Here is a 12374-nt window from a genome sequence, read left to right on the forward strand (position 1 = left end):
TAGGGTTTACCCGTAATTCTTTTGTAAATTCACGAGTGCCTCAATCTTAACGCCTGCGGACGTTTCTCTGCACGCAACTTCGGTCAACATCACTCAAAAGAAGATTAACAATAGCTTACATATGCCTATCTCCAAGCCTACAAATTTAGCGATCGTTTTCAGGACCGCAACGCCGGCCGACACCGCTCTGATCGTGTCGATGCACACGCGCAGTTGGGTGGCCACCTATCGCGGCATCGTGCCGGATGTCTATCTCGATCGGGACATTCACGCCGAGCGCGCCTCGCACTGGCAAACCCGTATGCGGGAAATCGAGGCCGGCGCGGGTCGCGTGCTGATCGCCGAACATGCGGGTGAGCCGGTGGGTTTCGTATGTCTCGTCGAACCGGACGACACGGGCAGCGTGCTCGTCGACAATCTGCATGCGCTGCCGGGGCACAAAGGCCTTGGCGCCGGGACCGCGATGCTCGCCGAAGCCGCACGCTGGGCGCGCACACGTGGCGCGCGCGAACTGCATCTTTACGTGCTGGAAGACAACGCGGCGGCTATCGGCTTTTACGAGTCGCGCGGATGGAGGCTCACTTCGCGTCAAGCCGACAACATGGCGGGCCTCGATTTGTTCTCGTTGCGCTACACGCTCTCTCTAGATTAAATGCGGCTTGCAAGCAATGCTTCCGACATAGAAGCGGCCTTCTGTCAATAAGCATTCCTTTTAAGATCGAATCATTAGGATAAGTCTGGTCGTTTAGTTCAGTGCTGTTTCGTATGATCGCGAGTCAATCTAGCTGACCTCGGGCCGATGCCCGCACGTCCCAATCGTGCGCGCATCGGCGCATCCACCTGGAACACTCATGAACGAGCCTCTGATCGTCGTGGAAGGCAATTTACGCCTGCCAACGGTACGCCCGCTCGCTGATCCATCGCTGAAATTCGGCCGCGAGTGGTCGCCCGCGCGCGCTCGGCCGAGTACGTCGCGCTCCGAGATTCCGCTCTACGGCGCACGGTTCAATACCAAGTACTCGCGCATGTCCGACTCGTCGGACTCGTTGCATGCGCGTTCTCCGTATCAAGCGACGAGTATCTGGGGAAAGCTCGCCAAGGGCGCCACGCGTCCTTCTACGTCGCGTATTAAAGAGTCTGCCGCACCGGTCGATGCGGCTGCGGAAAGAAAGCCCATGCGTATCGATCTGCGCACTCCGTCGCCGTTACGCAAGCGGCCTTACCGCATCGGCAGCTTTGAAAAATCCGCTATTGCCATCGCGGTTTCGGCGTTGTTCGTCTGGGTGCTGTTCGCGCATGAACAGTGGCTGGAACGAAGCGGGTCGAAGCCTGCGGTTGATGACGCAGAACAGATGCAGATTGGACAAGCGGTGTCGCGCGACAGACCGGCGGATGCGACACGCGTGCCCACGGTAAGTCAACCGGCGGACCCGCGTCCGGTCGACCCAACGCAGCCTGTCGCGGCGCGCGTTCTCATGGCAAGTCGGCCCGCGCATGCGCGTGAGACAAAACCAGCGCCAGTTTCCGTACATGCCGAAGCGTCCCACACACGAACTCCTCGATACGTGAACGCGGGCGCACATCGCGCGAAGCGGGCAGCCACCAAACCGGTTATTCGATACGCGGCATCGACACATCGCGGCGCGAGCACGAAGCCCACGCAACTCACTGCGGCGCCGCGCACCACTGAGCCGCTGAACGTCGCCGCCCTCTACTCCATGCTCCAGCATTCGCCCACGCTCGACAGCAATGTCGCTTCACGTCCCGACAATGCATCGGCCAATCAGGCCCGGTGATGAATCGCTTAACTTTATCGGCATGAAGCCAACATGATGCACTTACGTTTCATTCGTCACGCAGTACTTGTCCTCGCTTTGTTCTTCTCCGGATTGCTAGCTTTTTTCGCCGATGCATCGGCTGTCACGAGCCCGGCTCCGGCTTCAAAAGCCGATCGAACAAACAGCGCACCGGCGCTATCGCCTGAAGACCTCTCCGATCTTCAGAGCGATGGCGCGTCGCCCTCCGCGAGCAACCTCGCCGAACTGCAGGACATGGTGCAGGCGGGCCGACTGACCGAGCTGCGCGTTACGCGCAATGGCAGCTACGGCGCGAGGCTCTATTTTCTGCCGCAAGAGATGCTCTATTACGTGGCGTTGTCGCAGGACTCGCATTCGTGGCGCGTCGTGAAGACGCAGGAGGAGAATCGCGCCGAATCGGTCTACGCGCAGTTCGCGCGCAAGACACATGACCTTGCCGATGGCGAGATTCGTCGTGTGCAGTTGCAGGCGCAAAAAGCGCTGCTCGACCGCGTGATCGCCGTGTCGGCGAATCGCGCGAACCGGTTATCCGCCGATCTCGCGCTCGCGCAGCAGCAGGACACGCAGGTGTCGGAACGTCAGCAGCAATTGCAGGCGGAATCGGCGGCGCTGCAGAGCGACAAGCTCGAATCGGAACGCAAGCTGCGCGCGTTGCAGATGCAGGTCGATCAGTTGCAGCGTGCGAGCGAAGCCGGGCTGGCTCCGGTGGGTTCGGCGCGGTGACTGTCTGATTCGGTGAGTTTGCGCGCGTGAGCGGATTTCACGGTCGCGGTACATCATCCCGACGTGCATTCTCGGTTTCGCTTAGAACCAAAGCCGGCTCGTCGACGACTATCACCCAAATCCGCGCTTCAACCCCAATCATGCAAAACAAAAAGGCCCGCTCATTACGAAGCGGGCCTCGATGCCAACGCACGTCCAAACCAACGCCCTAGAACCGCGTCTCCCGCGCCACGCGCAGAAACGTATCGAGCAGCGGCGTGCAATCGAGCAATTCCGATCCGCCCGCGCGATGAAACTCCGGGTGCCACTGCACGCCCACCACGAACGGCGCCTTGCGATACCGCACCGCTTCGATAATCCCATCCTGCGCCGAGACCGCCTCGACGTTGAGATCCCGCCCAAGCGACTTCACCGCTTGGTGGTGAATCGAGTTGACGATTGCATCGCGCTGATTCGGAAACATATTGGCGAGCGTCGAGCCATCGGGAAAACGCAGCGAGTGCCGATGCTGATCGTAGTGCTCGTTCACGTGGATGCCCGCAGTCGGCACTTCGGTGGCGATATCGCCGTAGAGCGTGCCGCCGAATGCCACGTTGATGAGCTGACAGCCGCGACACACGCCGAGCACCGGCTTGCCTGACTCGATGAATTCGTGCAGCAGTTCCAGCTCATACATGTCGCGCACGCGATCGCCCGGCCACTCGGGGCGCGTCACGACCTCCTCGTAAGATTGCGGCGACACGTCCGCGCCACCCTGAAGCAGCAGCCCGTCGAGATTCTTCGCATAGTCGCGCAGGCGGATATTGCTCGGGTGCAGCATGCCTTGCGTGCCGACCGTCGGAATCATGAACACGAGCACATCGCGCGACATGACCCAATGCGCGATGGATTCCTCCAGATATTGCAGCGTCTTGCCACGCAAACCCTTTGCGCCCGGCTCCGGATGAAAAATGCGCGCCGACACGCCGATCCTCAACGTGCGTTGCGTGATGCGCTGCCCTGCCCGGTCGAAGATTTGTCGCGCACGCGCGGCGATCACGCGCCCGAACACGGACCACGCCGAATCCGATTGCTTGAGATACGCAGGCGGCGCTTGCGTCGCGCCCGCTGTCTGCTGACCGGGCGGCGGCAAGGGCGGCGGATTGAGCGTGCCGAAATCCGGCGCGGCGGTGAACTCGGGCGGCAGAACGCTGGCCTTCACCGGTTGAGGTTCGGGTTCGGCTTCCGTGCCCGCGATGATGCTTTCGATATCGCTGCCCGCTTGCGCCTCGGTCGCGGCTTCGAGACTCTCGGCCAAGTTCGCTTTTGCATCGAGAGGCTTCGCGCGCACGACCGGTTCCGGCGCGACCTTGGCGTTTGCTTCGAGTGCCTCGGCCCGTCGCGCCGCAGCCTTATCGACGGGCTCAACGGTCGAAGCGCTCGAAGGCGCATCCGTCGATGCCCGCTCGGTCGCGCTCGGGTCCGAACCCGGCGAGGTTGACGTTTGAGGTGCCTGAGGTGCTTGCGGTGCGTGAGGTGCGCCATCTCGCGCCACGCCCGCCGCCGATGCATCCGCCCCACTTCGGCGGGCGTCGGGCGCCGCGCCGTTTGCGATGGAGCCTGAGTCGTTCGAGGTTTTGTTTTCGCTCATTCCGTTGTCCGGCGCGCGAACGCCAGGGAAAGAATCAACACGTTTCGATTATCCGCCTCTCGAACAGACGGGGCAAACCAGCACACATTTGCTCACATTATCGCGGCAATCGTAATGAATGGATGATTCCTTCAGTGATCGCGCGGCTCCTCGAAGGTTTCGCGCAACGCGATCTGCATGGTCGCGTGAATCTTTACGCACCAGCGCCAGAGTACCGTCAAGAGCAACGCCGCGCAGACGAGCACGGCCACCATCAATCCGAAAGGCGGCAAGATGCCGCCCGAAAGCGCGGCGACGAGCAGAAAGACGCCGAACATGGCGACGATGGGAATCAGCCCCGAGATGGCCGAACGAATCGCGCTCGTGAAGCGTCCCGCCTTCGCGGGTTGCACGCTGACTTCGGCGAGCAAAAGCGCAAGCGAATCCAGCTTGCGATACACCGCCACCAGAAACGGCAGCGCGATCAACAAGGCCGCGCTCCACAACACGACGCGCTGCGCATTGTCCGATTCGAGCCAGCGCGCGAGGTAGCCGGAAGCGAACGGCGCCGAATACGACGCGCCCAGAAAAATCGCAGCCACGAGCGCCAGGTTCACCGCGATCTGCAGAACGATGCGCCGCGTCATCGAAAAGAGCGTCGGGCCGCCGGTCGCGGGCGTGAGACTCGCGAGCCACTGCGAGTAGAGGCCGAAGGTGTTGGCGAGCGGCGCGGGCATCGCGCGGGCAAGACGCATGGTGATGGGATCGGCGGCGCGAATCAGATACGGCGTGAAGAGCGTGGTGAGCGCGGAGACGGCGACCGCGATCGGATAGAGAAACGCGCTCGTCACCTTGAGCGACAACCCGAGCGACGCGATGATGAACGAGAACTCGCCGATCTGCGCGACGCTCATGCCGACGCGCATCGCCGTGCGCCCGTCCTTACCGGCGAGAAAAGTGCCGAGCCCGCACGATACGATCTTGCCGAACACGACCGCCACGGTGATGACCGCGATCGGCCACGCGTAATCGACGAGCACGGACGGATTCAGCAGCAAGCCGATGGTCACGAAGAAGATGGCCGAAAACATGTCGCGTACCGGCGCGATGAGATGCTCGATGCGCGCGAGATTCTTCGACTCCGCCATGATCGCGCCGATCAGAAAGGCGCCGAGCGCGATGCTGTAATCGAGCTTCACGACCAGCAGACAAAAGCCGAAGCAGAAGCCGAGCACGGTGACGAGCAGCATCTCGTCGCTTTTCGCGCGCGCGACGTAATCCAGCGCGCGCGGCACGATGAGAATGCCGACCACGAGCGACACGGTCATGAAAAGCAGCAACTTGCCGAGCGTGATGGCCGCGACGCCCGCCGTGACGGAACCTGTCTGCGCGATGCCGGAAAGCAGCACGAGCATTGCGATGGCGAGAATGTCCTCGACAATCAAGATGCCGAACACGAGTTGCGCGAACGGCTCGCCTTTCATCTTGAGTTCGGACAGCGCTTTCACGATGATCGTCGTCGACGAAATCGCCAGCACCGCGCCGAGAAAGAGCGAATCCATCGAATTCCAGCCGAACCAGCGGCCTATCTCGTAGCCGATCCAGATCATCAGCACGATCTCGGACAGCGCCGCGACGAACGCCGTCGCGCCCACCTTGAAGAGTTTGCGCAGACTGAATTCGAGGCCGAGCGAGAACATCAGGAAGACCACGCCTAGTTCGCCAAGCGTCTGGATGGTGGCTTCGTCGTGAATCAGCTGAAACGGCGGCGTGTACGGCCCGATGATTACGCCCGCAACGATATAACCGAGCACGACCGGCTGACGCATGCGATGAAACAACACCGTCACGACGCCCGCGATGGCCATGATTACCGCGAGATCCTGAATGAAGCCGATCGCGTGATGCATCCAAAAAATCCTTACAAATTGGTAAACGGGATTCGATGTTACCGCACGGCAGCGAAATCGCGCCGAGTTCGGCACTCAGTCAAGTGGATTGGAAATCAAGCAGGAGTCAAGCGGACGAGCGACGCGCATCGTGCCGGTGCATGCGATGCGGAAAAAGACGAGCCCGCGTGAGAAACGCAGGCTCGATGGGACAGGGAAAACCTCGAAGCCCTCAGACCGCCGCTTCGTTTTCCTCGCCGGTACGAATGCGAATGACGCGCTCGACTTCGGCCACGAAGATTTTTCCGTCGCCGATCTTGCCGGTGCGCGCCGCACCGATGATCGCGTCGATGACCTGATCGGTTTGATCGTTGGCGACGACTACTTCGATCTTCACCTTCGGCAGAAAATCGACGACGTACTCTGCACCACGATAGAGCTCGGTATGTCCTTTCTGACGGCCGAAGCCTTTGACTTCAGTAACCGTCAGCCCGGTCAGGCCTACTTCGGCGAGCGCCTCACGGACTTCATCGAGCTTGAACGGTTTGATGATGGCGGTGATACGTTTCATGGCGTGCCTCGCTTGAGTTCAAGAATCTTCGGAATGGGTCGTGTCCGCGAAGGACAGATGCTTTTGATTCTAGCAGGCTGCCGGTTATCGATTCAGCGCTTATGCGGCTGTTTTTCAGGCGTTTTTGGTGCATTCAACGCGAAGAGCTGCGTCGTGGCCGATACGTCGGCGATATCGCAAGTCCGCATTGCAGGCGCACCGGTTGATTTTATGATGTGGATCGACCCGACGGCGCTTCGGAACGCGAGCAACGTCGAACGAAAACCAAGGAGGAGGCACAGTATGACCCGAACTCGAATCGCCGTGGCCGGAGCCGGATATATCGGACAGGCGCATATCGGCGTCCTGGAGAACAGCGCGACATGCATGCTGTCGGCCATTGTCGATCCGTCGCCGGCTGCGCGCGCCATCGCGGAACGGGCGGACGTGCCGATCTACGCGACGCTCGACGAACTCTTCGCACAGGACAAACCGGACGGCGTGGTGCTCGCAACGCCGAATCAGCTGCATGTGCCGCAAGCACTGCAATGCCTCGACGCGCGCGTACCGACGCTGCTCGAAAAGCCGATTGCGCCGACTGTCGCCGAAGCCGAAGCGCTCGTGCGCTCAGCGGATGAAGCGGGCGTGCCGATTCTCATCGGCCATCATCGCGCGCATAGTCCGATCATGGCGAAGGCCCGTGAGGTGATCGAATCCGGCGTGTTGGGGCGCCTTGTCGCCGTGACCGGCAGCGCGATGTTTCTGAAGCCCGATCATTACTTCACGGATGCGCCCTGGCGTCGCGAGCCTGGCGGCGGCCCGATCCTGCTCAACATGATCCACGAGGTTCACAACCTGCGCATGCTTTGCGGCGAGATCGTCGCGGTGCAGGCGTTTCTATCGCATGCGGCGCGCGGCTTTGCCGTCGAGGATACGGTCGCGATTAATCTGCGCTTCGAAAGCGGCGCGCTCGGCACGTTCCTGCTTTCGGATTCGGCGGCGAGCGCGCGCAGTTGGGAGCAGACCTCCGAAGAGAACAAGGCTTACGCGAGTTACGCCGACGAGGATTGCTATCTCGTCGCGGGAACCAACGGCAGCCTCGCCATTCCGACCATGCGTCTGAAAACCTATCCGCGCGATGAAGACCGTTCGTGGTGGAAGCCGTTCGAAGCGGGTGTCGTCGGCATGGTGCGGGACGACCCCATCAAGCATCAGATGGAGCACTTCGGCGCGGTTACGCGCGGCGAGGCGGCGCCGCTGGTATCGGCCCGCGACGGGCTCAGGAACCTGCGCGTGACGGAAGCTATCGTGGCCGCGGCGAAGTCGGGCGCGGTGATCGAGTTGCCACGGGATTGAAGGTTTCGAAGGCGTCGTGTGCATTCATCGCGCATACGACGCCCTTTCTGCGTGCAACGAACGTCACGACGCGTCCGGAATATTCTCCAGATCATCGAGCCAGACCGTAGCTTCCGAATCGCTCGGCGCGCGCCAGTCTCCACGCGGCGAGAGCGAACCGCCCGTTCCCACCTTCGGCGCATTCGGAATACACGACCGCTTGAACTGACTCAGCTTGAAGAAGCGATATAGGAAGATGCGCAGGTTCTTCTTGATCTGCGTGAGGTCGTATTCGTGATGAACGAGGTCGACATCGGCAGGCCACGCGCCCGCGTCCTTGTCGCCCCACGCCGTCGATGAAAGAAATGCCACCTTCGACGGCCGGAAACCGAAGCGAAGAATGTAGTAAAGGTTGAAGTCCTGAAGCTCGTACGGCCCGATCACGCTCTCGGTTTTCTGTTCGAGCGCGCCTTTCACCTTGCCCGGAATGAGCTCTGGGCTGATCTCGGTGGCGAGAATATCGTTGAGCACATCGGCGCCGTCGTTGCCGATCTGCGCCGTCTCGGCCACCCATCGCACGAGATGCGTGATGAGCGTCTTCGGCACGCTGGCGTTCACGCTGTAGTGCGACATGTGATCGCCGACGCCGTAGGTGCACCAGCCAAGCGCCAGTTCGCTCAAGTCGCCCGTGCCGATCACAATGCCATTGCTGTAGTTCGCGAGCCTGAACAGATGGTTCGTGCGCTCGCCCGCCTGCACGTTCTCGAAGGTGATGTCGTACTGTTCCTCGCCCGTCGAATACGGATGACCGAGGTCCTTCAGCATCTGGATGCAGCTCGGCCGGATATCCACTTCGGATGCCGAACAACCAACCACGTCCATCAGCCGGCGCGCCTGGTTGAGCGTGCGCTCGCTGGTCGCAAAACCGGGCATGGTCACGCCGAGAATGTTGGTGCGCGGCAGGCCGAGCCGGTCCATGGCCTTGGCGCAGACGAGCAAGGCATGAGTCGAATCGAGGCCGCCGGAGACGCCGATCACGACCTTCGAAATATTGCTCGAAGCGAGCCGTTGCACCAGCGCCTGAACCTGAATGTTGTAGACCTCCATGCAGCGCTCGTCGCGTCTGCTCGCGTCGATCGGCACGTAAGGGAAGCGCGGCACCGCACGTTGCAAGGGCAACACGGACGCCGCGGGCACGGCCACTTCACATCGCACGATACGGAACTTGCGCGCCTCTTCCTGATGTCTGCGCGCCGACTGAGCGAAGGTCGTCTGATGCATGCGTTCGCGCGACAGCCGCTCGACATCGACATCGCCGAAAATGACGTGTGATGCGTCGCTGAAGCGCTCCGACTCGGCGAGCTGCTCGCCGTTCTCGTAGATGAGCGCCTGCCCGTCCCACGCGAGATCCGTGGTGGATTCGCCCTTGCCCGCCGACGAATAGAGATACGCCGCGATGCATCGCGCCGATTGCTGCCCGACCAGTTGATGCCGGTACGACGCTTTCCCGACGACGATATTCGATGCCGACAGATTGATGAGCACCGTCGCACCCGCGAGCGCGGCGAACGACGATGGCGGAATGGGCACCCAGACGTCCTCGCAGATTTCCACGTGGAAGCGGAAATACGGAATCGACGGAATATCGAACAGCAGCGCTGAACCGAAGGGAACCTCCGCGCCCAGCAAATGGATCTCGTCGACCAACGCGCAATCGGCAGCACTGAATTGGCGCGCTTCGTAAAACTCCGCGTAATTCGGCAGGAAGCTCTTGGGAACCACGCCCTGCACGCGCCCGGACGACACCACGGCCGCGCAGTTGTACAACGCGTGATCGACGCGCAACGGCAAGCCAACCACCATGACGATATCGAGCGAGCGGGATTCTTCGACCAGCGCGGCCAGCGCGCGCTCGCACGCGACGAGCAACGCGTCCTGATGGAACAGGTCTTCGCACGAATAAGCGGACAACCCCAGCTCGGGAAACGCGACCAGCACGGCGCCGTTTTGCGCGGCCTGCCGGGCGAGCGCGATGGTCTCTCCGGCATTGAACGATGGATCGGCCACCTTGCATTCCGGCACCGCGACGGCAACCCGCGCGAAACCATGGCTGTAGAGGTTCAGGAATTCGGTTTTCATTGTTTGCGTATCCTTTGGATACTCGTCATCATGCCGCACGCTTCAATCCGTCGCCATCTTCCTGAATGGCGTATGCGCTTCGAGTTCCTCGATATGCTGCGTCATCGCGGCGGTTTCTTCATCGAGAAACTCGCTGATCGCATGAGCAAAGCGCTGGTCGGCGATCCAGTGCGCGGACCATGTCGGCGTGGGCAACATGCCGCGCGACATCTTGTGCACGCCCTGCGCGCCGCCTTCGAAGCGCGCCAGCCCGTGCTCGATGCAATACGCGATGCCCTGCATGTAGCAGGTTTCGAAATGCAGCCCCGAAACGAACTCGCGCGTGCCCCAGTAGCGGCCATACATGGTGTCGCCGCCGATCATGTTGAGCGCGCAGGCGAGCCGCTCGCCGTCCGCTTCGGCGATGACGAGCAGCATGTTGTCGGGCGCATCGGCGTGAATTTGACCGAAGAACTCGCGCGTCAGATACGGCGCGTTCCAGTGCTCCTTGTACGTGTTCTCGTAGCAGCCATAGAAGAAATCGAGCGCGCTTTTGTCGATCTGACGGCCGCGCAGCCACTTGTAAGTCACGCCCGCTTCGGTCACGCGGCGGCGATCCTGCTTCACCTTCTTGCGCTTGTCGTGGCTCATGGTGGCGAGAAACGCGTCGAAATTCTCGTAGCCCGCGCCCGGCAGATTCTCCCAATGAAACTGCACGCCTTCTCTCAACATGTAGCCCGCGTCCTTCAGCGCCTCGATGTCTTGTGCGTGCGGAAACAGCACGTGCAGCGACGAGATGTCGAGTTGCCGCGTAAGCTCGATCGCACCGCGCGCGAGCAGCACGCGATCCGCGTGTTCGGCCGCGATGAGACGCGGACCCGTCACCGGCGAGAACGGCACGGCCGAGAGCGCCTTGGGGTAATAGCGCACGCCGTGGCGTTCGAAGGCATCGGCCCAGGCGTGGTCGAAGACATATTCGCCGCGCGAGTGCGACTTGAGATAAAGCGGCATGGCGCCGGCGAAGACGCCGTTGCGCTTCAGAATGAGGTGATGCGCCCGCCAGCCGGTGCGCTTGACCGCGCAATGCGTGTCCTGCAACGCCGACAGGAAGCCGTGACTGACGAAGGGATTCGCGCCCGCGAGGCGGTTCCACTCCTCGGGCGAAATGTCCTCTAGCGTGTCGACTACCTGGATTTCGACTTCGCGATTCAACGGAAGACCTCGAATGATGAGTTTTGCCCTTGCGGGCATGAAGGGCTATTCTCGCGCAAGTTTTAATTCGTCGTTTAGTCGGGCGTGGCCGCTCTCGAAGGTTGCGCCGATTCGGCGATAATCCCGGCCATGCCCTGGTTTCTCTATCTCATCGAATGCGCCGATGGCAGCCTGTACACGGGCATCGCCACGGATGTAGAAGCGCGCTTCGTCGCGCATGCCGCCGGCAAGGGCGCGCGTTATACCCGCGCGCGCAAGCCGCTGCGCGTCGTGGCGTCGTTCGAACTGCAGGGAAGATCGGAGGCGTTGCGCGCCGAATATTGGGTGAAGCAGCTCACCGCGAGGCAAAAGCGCGCGTTGATCGCGGGCGAGCGCACGCTCGATTCCGTGCTGCCGCCGCCCGCTGCCGCCGTCGTGGATGACAACCTGGACGAAGCCCACGACGCGCCCGCAAATTGAAACGGCCGCGCATCGAGCGCGGCCGTGCGGACCACTCGCATCGCGTCTACGCAACGCGACGCGCGAAAGCCAGGCTTACTTCTTGAAGTTAGCCGCGCCTTCCGAGATTTCCTTGTGCGCGGCTTCGATGCCGTCCCAGCCCTCGACCTTCACCCACTTGCCCTTCTCCAGCGCCTTGTATTGTTCGAAGAAATGCTTGATCTGGTCTTTGAGGTACTCGGGCACGTCGTCGATCGACTTGAGATTTGCCGTCATCGGGCAGATCTTGTCGTGTGCAACGGCGATCAGCTTCGCGTCGACGCCGGATTCGTCGGTCATCTTCAGCATGCCGAGCGCGCGCGAGCGGACCACCGAGCCTGCGAGCAGCGGGAACGGCGTGATGACCAGCACGTCGACCGGGTCGCCGTCGCCCGACAGCGTCTGCGGGATGAAGCCGTAATTCGCCGGATAGCGCATGCCGGTGCCGATGAAACGGTCGACGACGAGCAGGCCCATGTCCTTGTCCGCTTCGTATTTCACCGGATCGCTCTGCGCGGGAATCTCGATGATGACGTTGAAGTCCTGCGGAAGATCCTTGCCGGAAGGTACGTTGTTGAAGCTCATGAGCGCTCTCTGATGAAGTTGAGTTCGGAAATCTGTCAGCGCCGCGCGCGCGAGGCATT

Annotated in this window: 11 protein-coding genes; 5 read left to right on the plus strand and 6 right to left on the minus strand. The window is 61.6% G+C overall.

The window, feature by feature from the left end:
• Positions 1-121 precede the first annotated feature (121 nt).
• From P9250_RS28825 to P9250_RS28835, 3 genes are all read left to right on the plus strand, one after another.
• Positions 122-652: a GNAT family N-acetyltransferase gene (locus tag P9250_RS28825; RefSeq protein WP_310396470.1), complete on the plus strand. Its 531-nt coding sequence runs from the start codon at positions 122-124 to the stop codon at positions 650-652.
• A 199-nt stretch (positions 653-851) separates the two neighbouring features.
• Entirely contained in the window at positions 852-1796 is a 945-nt protein-coding gene (locus P9250_RS28830) for a hypothetical protein (protein WP_310396473.1), read from the plus strand.
• A gap of 33 nt (positions 1797-1829) precedes the next feature.
• Positions 1830-2540, plus strand: coding sequence for a DUF2968 domain-containing protein (locus P9250_RS28835; protein ID WP_309962652.1), 711 nt, complete (start codon positions 1830-1832; stop codon positions 2538-2540).
• 208 nt (positions 2541-2748) lie between these two features.
• Here the strand turns inward: P9250_RS28835 and P9250_RS28840 are convergent, their stop codons facing one another.
• The 3 genes from P9250_RS28840 to glnK all read right to left on the minus strand — a co-directional run bounded on the left by P9250_RS28840 (position 2749) and on the right by glnK (position 6609).
• The gene (locus tag P9250_RS28840) at positions 2749-4170 is read right to left on the minus strand and encodes a gamma-glutamyl-gamma-aminobutyrate hydrolase family protein (RefSeq protein WP_310396474.1); all 1422 of its coding nucleotides are present in this window, start codon (positions 4168-4170) and stop codon (positions 2749-2751) included.
• A 131-nt stretch (positions 4171-4301) separates the two neighbouring features.
• A complete protein-coding gene (locus P9250_RS28845; protein ID WP_250465342.1) occupies positions 4302-6059 on the minus strand; it encodes a cation:proton antiporter in 1758 nt (585 codons plus the stop codon).
• A gap of 211 nt (positions 6060-6270) precedes the next feature.
• Positions 6271-6609, minus strand: a complete 339-nt coding sequence (glnK, locus tag P9250_RS28850) for a P-II family nitrogen regulator (RefSeq protein ID WP_086969848.1) — start codon at positions 6607-6609, stop codon at positions 6271-6273.
• 282 nt (positions 6610-6891) lie between these two features.
• Between glnK and P9250_RS28855 the strand changes: the two genes are divergently transcribed.
• On the plus strand, positions 6892-7944 hold the full coding sequence (locus P9250_RS28855; protein WP_250509370.1) for a Gfo/Idh/MocA family protein: 1053 nt from the start codon (positions 6892-6894) through the stop codon (positions 7942-7944).
• 63 nt (positions 7945-8007) lie between these two features.
• Here P9250_RS28855 and P9250_RS28860 read toward each other — a convergent pair whose 3' ends face one another.
• Entirely contained in the window at positions 8008-10062 is a 2055-nt protein-coding gene (locus P9250_RS28860; protein ID WP_310396477.1) for an NAD(+) synthase, read from the minus strand.
• Positions 10063-10104: 42 nt separating this feature from the next.
• Positions 10105-11253, minus strand: a complete 1149-nt coding sequence (locus tag P9250_RS28865; RefSeq protein WP_250509372.1) for a GNAT family N-acetyltransferase — start codon at positions 11251-11253, stop codon at positions 10105-10107.
• A gap of 129 nt (positions 11254-11382) precedes the next feature.
• On the opposite strand from P9250_RS28865, the gene P9250_RS28870 reads away from it, so the two are divergent.
• Positions 11383-11712, plus strand: a complete 330-nt coding sequence (locus P9250_RS28870) for a GIY-YIG nuclease family protein (protein WP_310396480.1) — start codon at positions 11383-11385, stop codon at positions 11710-11712.
• A 75-nt stretch (positions 11713-11787) separates the two neighbouring features.
• On the opposite strand, the gene ppa is transcribed toward P9250_RS28870, so the two are convergent.
• Positions 11788-12315: an inorganic diphosphatase gene (ppa, locus tag P9250_RS28875; RefSeq protein ID WP_244825962.1), complete on the minus strand. Its 528-nt coding sequence runs from the start codon at positions 12313-12315 to the stop codon at positions 11788-11790.
• Positions 12316-12374 lie beyond the last annotated feature (59 nt).

Source organism: Caballeronia sp. LP006 (genome assembly GCF_031450995.1).
GTDB lineage: Bacteria > Pseudomonadota > Gammaproteobacteria > Burkholderiales > Burkholderiaceae > Caballeronia.